Raw genomic sequence first — 14,033 nt, 5'->3', positions numbered from 1 at the left:
CCTCTATGCTCTTAGAACAGGTCGGCGTCGAGCGCCATCAGGCTGGCAGCGCCGGAGCGCGCCTGGCGGATCAGGGTTGCGGTTTCCGGCTGCAGGCGGGCAAAGTAGAAGCGCGCCGTGGCCAGCTTGGCTTTGTAGAAGTTGTCGCCGCTGTCTTGCTTTTCCAGCGCGATCTTCGCCATTTGCGCGAAGAAGTAGCTGTACACCAGGTGGCCCACCACGCGCAGGTATGGCACGGCGGCCGCGCCCACTTCGTCCTGGTTCTGGAAGGCTTTCATGCCGATTTCCATGGTCAGCTTGCCGACTTTTTCGCCCAGGTCGCCCAGCGGGGTAACGAATTCGGACATCGCTTCATCGGTGCCGTTTTCTTCCACGAAGGCGCGGATCTTGTCGCCGAACTTGCGCAGCTTGGCGCCGTTGTCCATCAGGATCTTGCGGCCCAGCAGGTCCAGCGACTGGATGGTGTTGGTGCCTTCGTAGATCAGGTTGATGCGCGCGTCGCGCACGTACTGCTCCATGCCCCACTCGGAGATGTAGCCGTGGCCGCCGTACACCTGCATCGCTTCCGAGGTGGCGATCCAGCCGTTGTCGGTGATGAAGGCCTTGACGATAGGGGTCAGCAGCGCCACTTCGTCGGCGGCTTCCTTGCGCACTTCTTCGTCCGGGTGGTTCAATTCGCGGTCGATCTGCAGCGCGATGTAGGAGGTGAATGCGCGCGCGCCTTCAGCGTAGGCTTTGCAGGTCAGCAGCATGCGGCGCACGTCCGGGTGCACGATGATCGGGTCGGCTTGCTTGTCCGGTGCCTTCACGCCCGACAGGGAGCGCATCTGGATGCGGTCCTTGGCGTAGGTCAGCGCGTTCTGGTAGGCGATCTCGGTCAGGCCCAGCGACTGCATGCCCACGCCCAGGCGGGCCGCGTTCATGAACACGAACATGGCGTTCAGGCCCTTGTTCGGCTGGCCGATGATCCAGCCCTTGGCGCCGTCCAGGTTCATCTGGCAGGTCGAGTTGCCGTGGATGCCCATCTTCTCTTCGATGGCGCCGCAGGTGATCGGGTTGCGTTCGCCGACCGTGCCGTCTTCCTTAGGCAGGAACTTCGGCACCAGGAACAGCGAGATGCCTTTCGAGCCTTCCGGCGCGTCCGGCACGCGGGCCAGCACCAGGTGCAGGATGTTGTCGGACATGTCGTGCTCGCCGGCCGAGATGAAGATCTTGTTGCCGGTGATGGTCCAGGAGCCGTCCGCTTCCGGGATGGCTTTCGAGCGCAGCATGCCCAGGTCGGTGCCGCAGTGCGGTTCGGTCAGGCACATGGTGCCGGTCCATTCGCCGGACACCAGCTTCGGCAGGTACAGGCGCTTCTGTTCGTCGGTGCCGTGTTCCTTCAGGCACTCGTAGGCGCCGTGCGACAGGCCGGGGTACATGGTCCAGGCCTGGTTCGACGAGTTCAGCATCTCGTAGAAGGAGTTGTTCAGCACGACAGGCAGGCCCTGGCCGCCGTATTCGGGATCGCAGGCCAGCGCGGCCCAGCCGCCTTCAACGTACTGCTTGTAGGCTTCTTTAAAGCCTTTCGGAGTGGTCACGGTCTTGTTGACCGGATCATGGGTGCAGCCTTCGCGGTCGCCCGAGTGGTTCAGCGGGAACAGCACTTCGGAGGTGAATTTCGCGCCTTCGTCCAGCACCGCGTTGATGATGTCGGCGTCGGTTTCCGCGTGGGCCGGCAGTTCTTTCAGCTGCTCTTCAACCTTCAAGAACTCGTGCAGCACGAATTGCATATCCCGGATTGGTGCGACGTATTGACCCATGATTTTCTCCTGATGGCGCAAACTAAAAAGTAAGCTAAATTAGTAAAAGCGCGCCGCGGCGGACCGTGGCTGCTCGTGCATTCCGTGCACCCAGCCGAGGCTAGGTGCGGTAGTTTTCAATCAAGCGCGTAAAGCCGGTGCGGGCCCGTTCCACGCTGCCCGGCGTGCGCAGGAAGCGCGCGTCGTGGTGCACCGCGAGGATCAGACCGTACATCTCGTACACCAGCTGCTGCGCGTCGGTGTCCTGCTTCAGGTCGCCGGTGTCGATGGCTTGCTGCACGCTGCGCAACAGTGCACTCTGCCAGGCCGTCACCATGCCCACCAGCTCCTCGCGGATCGGGCCAGGGCGGTCGTCGTATTCGACGGCGCCGCTGATGTAGATGCAGCCCGAGGCGATCTCCTCGCTCACGCGCGAGATCCAGCGCGCAAACATCGCGCGCAGACGCGGCAAACCGCGCGGTTCCTTAATGCTGGGGAAGAACACTTCCTGCTCGAAACGGTGGTGATACAGTTTCAGCACTTCCAGCTGCAAGTCCTCGCGCGAACCGAAGTGGGCGAACACGCCCGACTTGCTCATGTTCATCTTGTCCGCAAGCAAGCCGATGGTCAGGCCTTCCAGACCGTCCCGGCTGGCCAGTTCCAGCGCCATATCCAGGATGGCTGCGCGGGTCAGCTCGCCCTTGCGCATAAATTTGATTGAAGTATTAATAGTTGCCACTCAAAGTTGTAGTCCAGGTCAGGGAGTTCTATTTTCACCCACCTGGATTTGCTTCGTGTGAAAAGAATTGCGAACGCTCGTACTATTATCCAGCGGGGGGTAAATGTCAAACGCCTTCGTTAGAGGCGACGTTCTATTGGTGCGGCGCAGCAAGAAAAAAGGAGCCGCAGCTCCTTGTTTGCCTCACTCTTCGTGGAAACGGCCCAGTTGACGGCGGTCGCGCTTGGTGGGGCGGCCCTTGAAGTCGGCGCCCGGTTCATGAAACAGTTTGCGGCGTTCGTGTTCCGCAATGCGGCGCGCGATGCTGGCCTCGCTTTCCTGGTACAGCAGGCGCGCCACCGGGGCGCCGCCGCGCTTGTCTGAAATCCCCAACACCTGCACTTCCCACTCGTCCGAGCCGTTGTCGATGGCCAGCTTGTCGCCCACCCGCACGGCGCGCGCCGGCTTGAGCCGCTCGCCGTCCAGCTTCACCTTGCCGGTCTCCACGGCGTCGGCCGCCAGCGAACGGGTCTTGAAAAAACGGGCCGCCCACAGCCACTTGTCGATGCGCACATTGTCCATCACGCGTATTTCCCTGAAGCAAAAATTCTCATCAAAATCAGATAGAAGAAGAACGCGGCCTCATAGCCGATGCGGCGCACGCGGCCCACGTGGGCGAAGTCTTCGGCGTGGATCACCACGCCGTCGGCGATGCCCTGCTCGATGTGTTCGCGCAGGCTGCGGGCGAATTCCGCATCCTTGATGACCACGTTGGCTTCCTGGTTCAGGAACAGGCTCAGGCCGTCCACATTGCTCGAGCCCACCGTGGCCCAGTCGTCGTCGATGACGGCCACCTTGGCGTGCAGCTGGGTCTTGCGGTATTCCACCACTTTCACGCCGGCCGCCAGCAGCTTGGGGTAGAAGGAATGGGCCACCGCGTCCTGCAGCCAGATCTCGCCCACGCCGATCAGCAGCACCACTTCCACGCCGCGCTGGGCGGCGCGCGCCAGCGCATGGCGGAACTTGCGGCCGGGCGCGAAATAGGGGTTGGCGATCAGCACGCTCTTCTTGGCGCGCCCCAGCGCCTGCAGGTAGGCGCGCTGGATGGTGGCGCGGTTGCGCAGGTTGTCGCGCACCACGAAGCCGGCCTGCACCGTGCTCTGGCGCGCGATCTTGTTCACCTTGCGCATTTCATTGAACAGGCCGATACGCTTGATGATGCTCATCTTGCCCAGGCGCTGCCACTGGGCCTGCGCTTCCTGGTGGATCGAGGTCACCAGCGGGCCGCGCACGGCCACCGCGAAGTCCCAGCGCGGCGCGGCCAGGCACACGTCCGGCTTGGTGTCGCAGAACATGTCGTCGTTGATGTTGATGCCGCCGACGAAGGCCACCTCGCGGTCCACCACGCAGATCTTGCGGTGGGTGCGCGTCACGCCGCGCCTGAACCAGGGGTTGAAGATGCGGTGCTCGACGCCGGCCTCTACCAGCTGCTCGTGCATGCGGTAGACCTGGCGGTGGCCGGTGCCGAACCAGTCGGTGATCATGCGCACCGCCACGCCGCGCTCGGCGGCCCGCATCAGCGCGCCCAGCACCGATTGGCCGGTGTCATCGCCGGCAAAGATATAGGTTTCGAAGTAGACCTCGTACTGCGCCGCGTCGATCGCCTCCCTCAGGGCGGGGAAGTAATCGGTACCGCAGTGCAGGAGCTTGACTTCGTTGTCGGCGATGAAATTGACTGAGCGCATACGGCGTCAGTTTAACCCCAGAGTCGCGACGATGGGCGAATGGTCCGACAAGCGTGCCCACTCGGGGCCGTGCAGCACCTGCGCGGCCTCGACGCTGAAGCCGCGCACGTAGATGCGGTCCAGCCGGAACACGGGCAAGGCGGCCGGGAAGGTGCGGGCCGGATGCAGGGCCGCCTTGCGCCGCGCCAGAGTACGGACCAGGTCGCCCAGCGCGGAGGGCGGGCGGATCTCATCGAACACCTCCACCACTCCCAGCGCCTTGCGCAGTGTGGCGCTCAGGGTGTTGCGCCAGTCGTTGAAATCGCCGGCGATGATCACCGGCTCGTTGTCGGGTGCGGTCTCCTTGACCGCGTCGATCAGCGCCTGGGTCTGGCGCGTGCGGCCGGCCTCGAACAGGCCCAGGTGCACCACGTAGCAGTGCACCGGCGTGCTGGGCGTGTCGATAATGCAGTGCAGGATGCCGCGCGCCTCGTAGGCGTGGTCCGAGATGTCGGTGTTGGTCCACTTGGCGATCGGGAAGTTGCTCAGCAGCGCGTTGCCGTGGTGGCCGTGGTCGTACTTGGCGTTCATGCCGTACACGGAATGGCGGCCGTCGCCGAAGAACTCGTGCTGGGCGGTGGTGGGCCAGTGGCGGTGGCCGTGCAGCTCCTCGCCGAATTTTTCCGCAATGCGGTCGTGCTTGCCCTGCACTTCCTGCAGGAACACCACGTCCGCGTCGAACTTGCCGATGGCCTGCTTGAGCGCATGCACGCGCGGCTGGCTGCGGTAAGACATGCCCTTGTGGATGTTATAGGTGGCGACTCGGATTTTCATGGGATGATTCTACTCCCAACAGTCCGCTTGCCGCACGGCTAATGTTTTCCCCCAGTCTCTGTGCGCCTGCGCACAGACGCAATGATGACCTGTGGCATTGTATTTAGGGCGCGTGGAGCGCTCGTGGAGGCTCGCGGAAGGCTTGTGCCTGGCCGGCGGGCGGCTCAGGCGCCGCGCAGCGAGGCCAGCTGGTGCGGCAGCTGCAGCACGGCTTCGGCGTTGGAGGACGAGAAGCACTTGTCGGCGGCTTCCAGATAGGGCAGCCACACGTATTGCGTGTGCTCGCGCGGGCTGAGCAGGATGGGCGTGTCGCGCGGGACTTGCACGCTGAAGACGTGCTCGGTGTTCCGCGTGACGCCCGGCGCGTAGCGGTGCCGCCAGACCGGGTAGATTTCGTAGATGTTGGACAGCCGCCAGTCGCGCAGCACGATGGTCTCGCCGTCGGCCACGATGCCGGTTTCTTCGAACAGCTCGCGCGTGGCGGTCGTCAGCAGCGGCTCGTCCGGCGCGTCCAGCGAGCCGGTGACGGATTGCCAGAAGCCGGGATTGCCGGCCCGCTCGATCAGCAGCACTTGCAGGTCGGCCGTGTGGATCACCACCAGCACCGATTCAGGGATCTTGTAAGGCTTCATAATTCCGATAAAAGAAAAGGCGCCGAGGCGCCTTTTCCATTGCTACATTAGCCGGCCACTTTCGGCTCGGCGGTGCGCAGGCGGATGTGCAGCTCTTTGAGCTGCTTCTCGTCCACTTCGGACGGCGCTTGCGTCAGCAGGCACTGGGCGCGCTGGGTTTTCGGGAAGGCGATCACGTCGCGGATCGAATCGGACTTGGTCATCAAGGTCACAATACGGTCCAGGCCGAACGCCAGGCCGCCGTGCGGAGGCGCGCCGTACTGCAGCGCGTCCAGCAGGAAGCCGAACTTCAGGCGCGCTTCGTCGGCGTCGATCTTCAGCGCGCGGAACACTTTCGACTGCACTTCTTCGCGGTGGATACGGATCGAACCGCCGCCCAGTTCCCAGCCGTTCAGCACCATGTCGTAGGCCTTGGCGATGCAGGCGCCCGGATTGGTTTCCAGCATGTCCTCGTGGCCGTCTTTCGGCGCGGTGAACGGGTGGTGGGTCGCGGTCCAGCGGTCCGACTCTTCGTCGTATTCGAACATCGGGAAGTCGATCACCCACAGCGGCGACCAGACGTCGTCGAACAGGCCGGCTTTCTTGCCGAACTCGGAGTGGCCGATCTTCACGCGCAGCGCGCCGATGGCGTCGTTCACCACTTTGGCCTTGTCGGCGCCGAAGAAGATCAGGTCGCCGTCTTGCGCGCCGGTCAGTTCCAGGATGGTGGCCAGGGTGGCGTCGTCGATGGTCTTGACGATAGGCGATTGCAGGCCGTCGCGGCCTTTCGCTTTTTCGTTGACCTTGATGTAGGCCAGGCCCTTGGCGCCGTAGATGGCCACGAACTGGGTGTAGGCGTCGATTTCCGAACGCGGCATCGAGCCGCCCTGCGGCACGCGCATGCCGACCACGCGGCCGTTAGGCATGTTGGCGGCGGCGTTGAAGATCTTGAACTCGACGTTTTTCACCACGTCGGTCAGTTCGGTGAACTCCAGCTTGACGCGCATGTCCGGCTTGTCCGAACCGTATTTGCCCATGGCTTCGGAGAAGTTCATCACCGGGAACGGGTTCGGCAGGTCCACTTCCATGGTGTTCTTGAACACCAGGCGGATCATGTCTTCGAACAGGTCGCGGATCTCCTGCTCGTTCAGGAACGAGGTTTCGCAGTCGATCTGGGTGAATTCAGGCTGACGGTCGGCGCGCAGGTCTTCGTCGCGGAAGCACTTGGTGATCTGGTAGTAGCGGTCGAAGTTGGCCACCATCAGCAGCTGCTTGAACAGCTGCGGCGACTGCGGCAGCGCGAAGAAGTTGCCGGCGTTCACGCGCGACGGCACCAGGTAGTCGCGCGCGCCTTCCGGGGTGGACTTGGTCAGGGTCGGGGTTTCGATGTCGATGAAGCCCAGCGCGTCCAGGTACTTGCGCACTTCCATGGTCACCTTGTAGCGCAGACGCAGGTTGTTCTGCATCTGCGGACGGCGCAGGTCCAGCACGCGGTGCGTCAGGCGGGTGGTTTCGGACAGGTTGTCGTCGTCCAGCTGGAACGGCACGGCCACGGAAGGGTTCAGCACTTCCAGCTCGGAGCAGATCACTTCGATCTTGCCCGACTTCAGGTTGGCGTTGACGGTGCCGGCCAGGCGGTCCTTGACCACGCCGGTCACGCGCAGGCAGAACTCGTTGCGCACCGACTCGGCGGCCTTGAAGACGTCAGCCTGCTCAGGATTGCAGACGATCTGAACCAGGCCTTCGCGGTCGCGCAGGTCGATGAAAATCACGCCGCCGTGGTCGCGGCGACGGTGTACCCAACCGCACAGGCTGACGGTTTGGCCGAGCTGGGCTTCAGTGGTGAGGCCGCAGTAGTGAGTGCGCATAGACATGGTTATTTCTCAGTTCAGGTTAATTTGGTTCATTCGGGCGCAACCACGCCCATGGAAACGATGTACTTCAGTGCGGCATCGACGCTCATATCGAGCTCGATAACATCTTTCTTGGCCAACATCAGGAAGAAGCCCGAGGTCGGGTTCGGCGTGGTGGGCACGTACACGCTGACGTATTCGCCATCGAGGTGCTGCTTCACATCGCCGCCCGGCACGCCGGTCAGGAAAGCGATGGTGCGCGAATTCTGGTGCGGATACGGGATCAGCACGGCCTTGCGGAAGGCGTTGCCCGACGAGCTGAACAAGGTGTCCGACACTTGCTTGACGCTGCCGTACAGCGAACTCACCACGGGGATGCGGTGCAGCAGCTTTTCCCACATGCGCACGATGTAGTTGCCGACCAGGTTGTTGGTCAGCAGGCCGGTCAGGAACACGATCAGCACGGTCAGGATGGTGCCCAGGCCGGGGATGTCGAAGCCGAACAGGGCCTTGGGCCGGTACTGCGCCGGCACCAGCAGCAGCGACTGGTCCATGGTGCTGATCACCAGGTTCAGCACCCAGGCGGTGATCGCGATGGGGACCAGGATCAGCAGGCCGGTTATGAAATATTTACGCATCGGATCAGGTCGCGCTGGTGCTGCCGGCGCTGCTGGCCGGCGCAGCGGCGGGTGCGGCCGCCGCAGTATCGGATTTCGTCTCGGCAGGCCCGGTGGCCACGCCGGTCGCAGGCGGCGTGCCGCCGCGGAAATCGGTGGCGTACCAACCCGTTCCCTTCAGCTGGAAACCGGCGGCGGTCAGCTGCTTCTTGAAGGTTGCCTTGCCGCAAGTAGGGCAATCGGTCAGGACCGGATCGGACATCTTCTGCAAAACATCCTTGGCAAAGCCACAGTCGTCGCAGCGGTAAGCGTAGATCGGCATTCAATTACTCCGCAAAAATCATCAAAACCCTGAATTATAAAGCCTTTTCCGGCGCGTAATGCGAATTACAGCCGCCGCCAGGCCATCCAGCGCTCCTTGCCCTCGAAAACCGGCATGGAATCCGACACCGCTTCGTCGGCCATGCAACGGAAATGCGGGGCGAGCAAGGCGTCCAGCGCCTCGCGCGCGATGCCGAACGGCGGACCCTTGGGGTTGTTATCAAAGAAGAAATAGCCAACCAGCAGCGCGCCGGACGGCAGCAGTTCGGCCCAGCGCGCCGCCACTTGCGGCCACATGGCGCGCGGCAGGGCGCACAGGAAGGCGCGTTCGTAGATCAGGTCCAGCGGGGCGGACGGCTGGTACTGGAAGAAATCCGCCTCCACCACCCTGCCCTGCCACTGCGGGCCGACTGCCTGGCGCGCGGCGGCCACGGCGGCCGGCGAAAAGTCGATGGCGGTGGCGTCCCAGCCCGCTTCGGACAGGAAGGCCAGCTCGTAGGCCGAGCCGCAGCCCGGTATCAACACGGCCGGCAAGCCGTGCAGTTCGGCGGCGAACTGGCGCAGGCGCTCGGGCACGCCGCCCCGGTCCCAGGGCGTGAAGCCCTTGTCGAAGCGCTCGTCCCAGAAGGCCGGGTCGAGCGGGTCGCGCGAGGCGAATGCCGGCACCGGCGCCGGTGGCGGGGATGGCTGCGTCATAGCAGGCCGCGCCAGCGCATGTAGGCTTGCAGGCCCAGCGCGCCGACCGCGAAGGCGCCGGCGAAATAGACCACGAAGCTGATCAGCCGGTTGGTGCGCTGCTGTTCGGCGATGAGCACGCGCAGCAGTTCGTTGTTGGTGTTGTCCGGCTCGCCCGCCACGCTGAGCGCGCGGTGCATCAGGCGCGGCAGCTGCGGCAGCACGTGGGTGTAGCGCGGCGCCTCGGCCTTCAGGCGCTCCAGCATGCCCTGCCAGCCGATTTGCTCGGCCATCCAGTTTTCCAGGTAGGGCTTGGCGGTCTTCCACAGGTCCAGGTCCGGGTCCAGCTGGCGGCCCAGGCCTTCGATGTTGAGCAGGGTCTTTTGCAGCAGCACCAGCTGCGGCTGCACTTCCACGTTGAAGCGGCGCGAGGTCTGGAACAGGCGCAGCAGGATCTGGCCGAAGGAGATGTCCTTCAGCGGCCGGTCGAAGATCGGCTCGCAGCAGGCGCGCACCGCCGACTCCAGCTCGTCGACGCGGGTTTCCTTGGGCGCCCACCCCGATTCGATGTGGGCCTCGGCCACGCGCTTGTAGTCGCGGCGGAAGAAGGCCAGGAAGTTCTGCGACAGGTAATCCTTGTCGAAATCGTTCAGGGTGCCGACGATGCCGAAGTCCAGCGCAATGTAGCGGCCGAAGGTGGCCGGGTCGATCGACACCAGGATGTTGCCGGGGTGCATGTCGGCATGGAAGAAGCCGTCGCGGAACACCTGGGTGAAGAAGATCTCCACGCCGTCGCTGGACAGTTTTTTCAGGTCCACGCCGGCTTCCACCAGGCGGTCGGTCTGCGACACGGGGATGCCGTGCATGCGCTCCATCACGATCACGCTCGACGAGCAATAGTCCCAGTACATTTCCGGCACCAGCAGCAGGTTGCCGTCGGCGAAGTTGCGGCGCAGCTGGCTGGCGTTGGCCGCCTCGCGCATCAGGTCCAGCTCGTCGTGCAGGTATTTGTCGAACTCGCCCACCACCTCTTTCGGCTTGAGGCGCTTGCTGTCGGCCCACAGCCGGCCGATCCAGTCGGCGGCGATGTGCATCAGCGCCACGTCCTCGTCGATCAGCTTTTTCATGCCGGGGCGCAGCACCTTGACGGCCACTTCCTTGCCATCCTTCAGGGTGGCGAAGTGCACCTGCGCAATCGACGCCGAGGCGACCGGGATGCGCTCGAAGCTGGCGAACAGGCGGTCCGGGTGGTCGCCCAGCGAACGCTGGATCTGGGCGATGGCCAGGTCCGAATCGAACGGCGGCACGCGGTCCTGCAGCAGCGCCAGCTCTTCCACGATGTCGAGCGGGATCAGGTCGCGCCGGGTGGACAGCACCTGGCCGAACTTGACGAAGATCGGCCCCAGTTCCTCCAGCGCCAGGCGCAGGCGCAGGCCGCGCGGCGCGGTGATGTCGCGCCAGAAGAAGAAGGTGTCGATCAGCTTGGCGGTGCGCGGCACGCGCAGGCCGGAGAAGGCGATTTCATCGAGTCCGTACTGGACGGCGACCCGCAGGATTTTCAGCAGGCGCAGGAATTTCAAGATCATGTATGGTCCCCGGCGCCCTGCGCCAGTTTCTTTTCCAGGTTGGCCAGGCGCTTGGCGAAGCGCTCGGTGTCGTCGCGCAGGCGGCGCACTTCGGCGCCGAACTGCTCGGTCACGGCCGGGCGCACCAGCAGCGGGTTCTCTTCCAGGAAGTACTCGGCGGCGTTCTCGGCCAGCTTGCGCTGCCCGGACTTCAGCGCCTCGAAGGCGGCCCTGGCGCCGCCGGCCAGGCGGGTGGCGGCGATGGGTCCGACCACTTTTTCCAGGTCGTGCTCGGCTTCCCAGCGCAGCGACTTGGACAGCTGCGAGATGGCGTTGGCGAACTCGGCGTCGCCCTCGATCTGCACGTAGGAGAAGGCGCGCTCGCGGTTTTGCGCGATCAGCGGCAGGTCCGACAGCTTGAGGCGGATGGTGACATTGGCCGCGGTCCCGGCCGGCGCGGCCTCCACCATGCCGTCGGCGGTCACGCCCAGGCGCAGTTCGACCGGGGCGGCGGCGATGCAGGCCACCTTGCCGGCATGCAGGCGCAGGGCCGCGCGGGCCCATGGCTCCTGGGCCAGCAAGTGGTTGATGGTGGCGGCGACGGGCGCCAGCGGTGTAGGCAGATTGGGTATGGTCGGTGAAGGCATGCGTGCAGGCGCTTAAAAAAACAAAACCGCCCAGTTTTCCTGGGCGGTCTTGATCTTACCAGTTTGCCGGGCGCTTGCCCGGCGTGTTGGCGAAAAAACGGGAACGCCAGCGCTTAGGCAAGTTGCTGGATGCCGGCCAGCAGCCAGCCGCCGTTGCCGGTAACCGGCTTGACCAGGTTCCACACTTCGTGGAACGGCTCGGCCAGCGCGTCCGGCGCGGACTTGATGGAGCCCATGAACTTGACGCTGGCCAGGTAATCCTTGCCGTCGTTCTCGATGCCCAGCAGTTCGGCGTCGATGGTGACCACGTCGGTGTAGTCGGCCTGGCCGTTGCGTTCAGCGATCTGCATCTTCAGCTCGGCGAACACTTCGGGCGTGGTGAATTCGCGGATGTCGGCCGAATCGCCCTTGTCCCAGGCCGCTTGCAGGCGGATGTAGTTGCTCTTGGCGTGGCGCAGGAAGGACACCGTGTCGAAATCGGCAGGCACGCCCCATGGGGTGTGCGCGGCGGCCGGCGCTGCTTTATCCAGGTTCAGACCACCCGACACCGGTTGCAGCGGTGGCAGGCCGGAACCGATTTCCGGGGTACGGCTGTCCTGGCGGGCCAGCGGCTGCTGTGGCTGAGGCTGCCAGGCGCTGCCGCCATTGCCGCCGAAGCCGGCCGCTGCCGCTGCGGGACGCTGCGGCGACATGCGGCTGCGCACCAGGCGGTAGATCAGGTAAGCCGCGCCGGCGATCAGTGCGAACGTCAGCATGGTGCCGATCATGCTGGCCAGGGCGCCGCCCAGGCCGAAGTGCGACAGCAGTGCGCCCAGACCGAGGCCCAGCAGCGCGCCGCCCAGGATGCCTTTCCATGGGCTGGAAGGTTTCGGTGCGGCAGCCGGCGGCGTGGCCGCAGCGGCTGCGGGCGTGGCCTGGCGGGCCTGGGCCGGGGTCGGCGCAGGCTGGGCCGGCATCTTGCTCACGCTTTGGGATTGGCGTCCGATGGAGCGGCCGCCGCCCATAGGACGGGCGATCGCCTCGCCCAGCATGGCGGTGGCGGACAGCGCCAGCACGGCGCTAACCAGAAGTTTCTTCATGTTCATGATGTTTTTCCCGCTTACAGTTTGATACCGGTGTGCAAAGCGGCCACACCCGCCGTCAGGTTGTAATACTGGACCCGCTCCAGTCCCGCATCCTGCATCATCGTTTTCAGGGTTTCCTGGTCGGGATGCATGCGGATCGATTCCGCCAGGTAACGATAGCTTTCCGCGTCACCGGCAATTTTCTGTCCCAGCCAAGGCAGCACCGAGAACGAATACAGATCATACGGCTTTTGCAAAGGTTCTGCGACTTTCGAGAACTCCAGCACCAGCAATTTGCCGCCCGGCTTCAGGACGCGGCGCATTTCCGCCAGCGCCTGGTCCTTGTGCGTCATGTTGCGCAGGCCGAAAGCAACGCTGACCCGGTCGAAATAATTGTCGGGGAACGGCAATTTTTCCGCGTCACACAGCAAGGTGGGGGTGACCAGGCCGCGATTCAAGAGGCGATCGCGGCCCACGCGCAGCATGGACTCATTAATATCGGTCAGCCACACCTCGCCGCTGGGGCCGGCCTGCTTGGCGAAGGCCTTGGCCAGGTCGCCGGTGCCGCCGGCGATGTCCAGGCATTTGAAACCGGGGCGCACGGCCGCGTTGGCGATGGTAAACGTCTTCCACAGGCGATGCAGACCGGCCGACATCAGGTCGTTCATCACGTCGTACTTGGCGGCCACCGAGTGGAACACCTTGGCGACTTCTTTTACTTTGTCGTCTTCAGAGACGGTCTTGTAGCCGAAATGGGTGGTATTGGTCATGGTCTGGGAAGCTGTGGATTTGCCTGCATTATACAAGCGCAGGATCCGAATGCAGGAGAAGGCTGCCACCGGGCTCAGGGAGCCGCCTCCCCCGGCAGCATGTGGCGCCGGGCAAAGTCGAACAGGCCGACCCGGTTGCTCACGCCCAGCTTGGCGTAAATGGCCGTCAGGTGGTTGCGCAGCGTGCGCTCGCTGATGTCCAGGCGGCGCGCGATATCGGCCGAACTGGCGGCCGCGTCGCGCGCCACTTCGGCCACCGTCATGCGCTCCTTGCGCGTCAGGCGCGCCAGCCGCTCGCGCTCCGGCTGCACATTGGCCTTGCTGCGCGCGATGGTGGTGAGGATGCGCACGGTGGCCAGGCGGTCCATCCAGAATTCGCCGGCGTACACCTTGTCTATGGCCTTGAACAATACGTCCACCGGTTCGCTCTTGCAAACCAGGCCGTTGGCGCCGGCCAGCACGGCCTGGTCCGCCTGCGAGGCGTCGCGCGAACTGCCCACCACCAGCACCTTGCAGCCGTAACCGGCCAGCAACTCGGGGATCAGGCCCAGCACATTGCCGCCGTCGACGTCGTACACCACCACGTCGGCCGGATGGCGGCGCAAGCTTTGTTGCGCCTCCGACACAGTGCGTACGCAGGCGGTCAGCGCCAGCGCCGGCTGGCGCGACAAAATCAGTTGCTCCAGGCCCCATGCCGCGATGGGCAAATCGCACACCAGCAGCACCCGGATGGGCTGTCCCGGCGCGCTATGAGCCGAGGGCACGGCAACGCTCCCCATCCGCACTACTTGCAGGCCTGCGCATCGTCGACTCCCAGGAGATTTGTCACACTTTTATCATAGGAAATAGCGAA

Annotated in this window: 15 protein-coding genes; all 15 read right to left on the bottom strand. The window is 64.3% G+C overall.

Going from position 1 to position 14,033, the window contains the following annotated elements; all coding sequences use genetic code 11:
* Window positions 1-11 precede the first annotated feature (11 nt).
* On the bottom strand, window positions 12-1,802 hold the full coding sequence (locus AC56DV_RS17125; RefSeq protein WP_496315438.1) for an acyl-CoA dehydrogenase C-terminal domain-containing protein: 1,791 nt from the start codon (window positions 1,800-1,802) through the stop codon (window positions 12-14).
* Between the two features lie 100 nt (window positions 1,803-1,902).
* Window positions 1,903-2,490 carry a TetR/AcrR family transcriptional regulator gene (locus AC56DV_RS17120; RefSeq protein WP_496315437.1) on the bottom strand — a complete coding sequence of 196 codons (588 nt, stop codon included), beginning with the start codon at window positions 2,488-2,490 and terminating at the stop codon, window positions 1,903-1,905.
* 213 nt (window positions 2,491-2,703) lie between these two features.
* Window positions 2,704-3,081, bottom strand: coding sequence for an RNA-binding S4 domain-containing protein (locus tag AC56DV_RS17115; RefSeq protein ID WP_496315643.1), 378 nt, complete (start codon window positions 3,079-3,081; stop codon window positions 2,704-2,706).
* Complete coding sequence (gene clsB, locus AC56DV_RS17110) at window positions 3,081-4,244, bottom strand: cardiolipin synthase ClsB (RefSeq protein ID WP_496315436.1); 1,164 nt, start codon at window positions 4,242-4,244, stop codon at window positions 3,081-3,083. The genes AC56DV_RS17115 and clsB overlap by 1 nt, the downstream gene beginning before the upstream one ends.
* A 6-nt stretch (window positions 4,245-4,250) precedes the next feature.
* Window positions 4,251-5,057, bottom strand: coding sequence for an endonuclease/exonuclease/phosphatase family protein (locus AC56DV_RS17105; protein ID WP_496315435.1), 807 nt, complete (start codon window positions 5,055-5,057; stop codon window positions 4,251-4,253).
* A gap of 164 nt (window positions 5,058-5,221) precedes the next feature.
* Window positions 5,222-5,689, bottom strand: coding sequence for a dihydroneopterin triphosphate diphosphatase (nudB, locus tag AC56DV_RS17100; protein WP_496315434.1), 468 nt, complete (start codon window positions 5,687-5,689; stop codon window positions 5,222-5,224).
* A 47-nt stretch (window positions 5,690-5,736) separates the two neighbouring features.
* Complete coding sequence (gene aspS, locus AC56DV_RS17095; protein WP_496315433.1) at window positions 5,737-7,542, bottom strand: aspartate--tRNA ligase; 1,806 nt, start codon at window positions 7,540-7,542, stop codon at window positions 5,737-5,739.
* Window positions 7,543-7,571: 29 nt separating this feature from the next.
* Window positions 7,572-8,159, bottom strand: coding sequence for a DUF502 domain-containing protein (locus tag AC56DV_RS17090; RefSeq protein ID WP_496315432.1), 588 nt, complete (start codon window positions 8,157-8,159; stop codon window positions 7,572-7,574).
* Between the two features lie 4 nt (window positions 8,160-8,163).
* On the bottom strand, window positions 8,164-8,460 hold the full coding sequence (locus AC56DV_RS17085) for an FmdB family zinc ribbon protein (protein ID WP_496315431.1): 297 nt from the start codon (window positions 8,458-8,460) through the stop codon (window positions 8,164-8,166).
* Window positions 8,461-8,525: 65 nt separating this feature from the next.
* Window positions 8,526-9,155, bottom strand: coding sequence for a methyltransferase (locus AC56DV_RS17080; protein WP_496315430.1), 630 nt, complete (start codon window positions 9,153-9,155; stop codon window positions 8,526-8,528).
* Window positions 9,152-10,720 carry a ubiquinone biosynthesis regulatory protein kinase UbiB gene (gene ubiB, locus AC56DV_RS17075; protein ID WP_496315429.1) on the bottom strand — a complete coding sequence of 523 codons (1,569 nt, stop codon included), beginning with the start codon at window positions 10,718-10,720 and terminating at the stop codon, window positions 9,152-9,154. The genes AC56DV_RS17080 and ubiB overlap by 4 nt, the downstream gene beginning before the upstream one ends.
* Window positions 10,717-11,346, bottom strand: coding sequence for a ubiquinone biosynthesis accessory factor UbiJ (locus AC56DV_RS17070; protein ID WP_496315428.1), 630 nt, complete (start codon window positions 11,344-11,346; stop codon window positions 10,717-10,719). Before AC56DV_RS17070 ends, ubiB begins: the two co-directional genes overlap by 4 nt.
* Before the next feature lie 113 nt (window positions 11,347-11,459).
* Complete coding sequence (locus AC56DV_RS17065) at window positions 11,460-12,431, bottom strand: Tim44 domain-containing protein (protein ID WP_496315427.1); 972 nt, start codon at window positions 12,429-12,431, stop codon at window positions 11,460-11,462.
* A 14-nt stretch (window positions 12,432-12,445) separates the two neighbouring features.
* Window positions 12,446-13,180: a bifunctional demethylmenaquinone methyltransferase/2-methoxy-6-polyprenyl-1,4-benzoquinol methylase UbiE gene (gene ubiE / locus AC56DV_RS17060; protein WP_057158277.1), complete on the bottom strand. Its 735-nt coding sequence runs from the start codon at window positions 13,178-13,180 to the stop codon at window positions 12,446-12,448.
* Window positions 13,181-13,254: 74 nt separating this feature from the next.
* Window positions 13,255-13,944, bottom strand: coding sequence for a response regulator transcription factor (locus tag AC56DV_RS17055; RefSeq protein WP_496315426.1), 690 nt, complete (start codon window positions 13,942-13,944; stop codon window positions 13,255-13,257).
* Between the last annotated feature and the right edge of the window lie 89 nt (window positions 13,945-14,033).

The organism is Massilia sp. BGA-UO-ETr-WB1 (assembly GCF_059567845.1).
Note: the sequence above shows the minus strand (reverse complement) of the source record. Positions and strands in the feature narration are given on the sequence as shown.

Bases quoted from the DNA above. Each gene is read 5' to 3' on its own strand.
- ubiB (WP_496315429.1), bottom strand. From the start codon at position 10,720: ATGATCTTGAAATTCCTGCGCCTGCTGAAAATCCTGCGGGTCGCCGTC.
- AC56DV_RS17070 (WP_496315428.1), bottom strand. From the start codon at position 11,346: ATGCCTTCACCGACCATACCCAATCTGCCTACACCGCTGGCGCCCGTC.
- clsB (WP_496315436.1), bottom strand. From the start codon at position 4,244: ATGCGCTCAGTCAATTTCATCGCCGACAACGAAGTCAAGCTCCTGCAC.
- AC56DV_RS17105 (WP_496315435.1), bottom strand. From the start codon at position 5,057: ATGAAAATCCGAGTCGCCACCTATAACATCCACAAGGGCATGTCTTAC.
- nudB (WP_496315434.1), bottom strand. From the start codon at position 5,689: ATGAAGCCTTACAAGATCCCTGAATCGGTGCTGGTGGTGATCCACACG.
- aspS (WP_496315433.1), bottom strand. From the start codon at position 7,542: ATGTCTATGCGCACTCACTACTGCGGCCTCACCACTGAAGCCCAGCTC.
- AC56DV_RS17120 (WP_496315437.1), bottom strand. From the start codon at position 2,490: ATGCGCAAGGGCGAGCTGACCCGCGCAGCCATCCTGGATATGGCGCTG.
- AC56DV_RS17125 (WP_496315438.1), bottom strand. From the start codon at position 1,802: ATGGGTCAATACGTCGCACCAATCCGGGATATGCAATTCGTGCTGCAC.
- AC56DV_RS17085 (WP_496315431.1), bottom strand. From the start codon at position 8,460: ATGCCGATCTACGCTTACCGCTGCGACGACTGTGGCTTTGCCAAGGAT.
- AC56DV_RS17115 (WP_496315643.1), bottom strand. From the start codon at position 3,081: ATGGACAATGTGCGCATCGACAAGTGGCTGTGGGCGGCCCGTTTTTTC.
- ubiE (WP_057158277.1), bottom strand. From the start codon at position 13,180: ATGACCAATACCACCCATTTCGGCTACAAGACCGTCTCTGAAGACGAC.
- AC56DV_RS17090 (WP_496315432.1), bottom strand. From the start codon at position 8,159: ATGCGTAAATATTTCATAACCGGCCTGCTGATCCTGGTCCCCATCGCG.
- AC56DV_RS17080 (WP_496315430.1), bottom strand. From the start codon at position 9,155: ATGACGCAGCCATCCCCGCCACCGGCGCCGGTGCCGGCATTCGCCTCG.
- AC56DV_RS17065 (WP_496315427.1), bottom strand. From the start codon at position 12,431: ATGAACATGAAGAAACTTCTGGTTAGCGCCGTGCTGGCGCTGTCCGCC.